Source organism: Polaromonas sp. P1_G2 (genome assembly GCF_056405515.1).
Genome location: NZ_JBFUBY010001810.1, coordinates 1 through 354, shown reverse-complemented (window position 1 = coordinate 354; position 354 = coordinate 1). Strand labels below are relative to the sequence as shown.

The following is a 354-nucleotide window of genomic DNA, read 5'->3' as shown; positions in this document are numbered from 1 at the left end:
GGCATTGCCCGCCGTTTGCATTTGAAAGAGGGTTGCATCAGCCGTGCAGCCCCGGCGCCTCGTGGCCTGAGCGCGCCACGTATTCCGTGTAGCCACCATTGTACTGATGGATGCCTTCCGGCGTCAGTTCYAGCACCCGGTTGGACAGCTCGGCGAGGAAATGCCGGTCGTGGCTGACGAACAGCATCGTACCTTCATAGTCGGCCAAGGCCTTGATCAGCATTTCCTTGGTATCGAGGTCGAGATGGTTGGTCGGCTCGTCGAGCACGAGCAGGTTCGGTGGATCGAACAGCATGCGGGCCATGACCAGCCGCGCTTTCTCGCCGCCCGACAGCACCCGGCACTTCTTCTCCC

At 61.5% G+C, this 354-nt stretch carries 1 protein-coding gene; it reads right to left on the bottom strand.

Annotated features, from left to right (window positions below; translation table 11 throughout):
• Positions 1 to 37: 37 nt before the first annotated feature.
• The coding region (locus AC1D0P_RS32700) for an ATP-binding cassette domain-containing protein (protein ID WP_477680517.1) at positions 38 to 354 on the bottom strand (317 nt) is incomplete at its 5' end.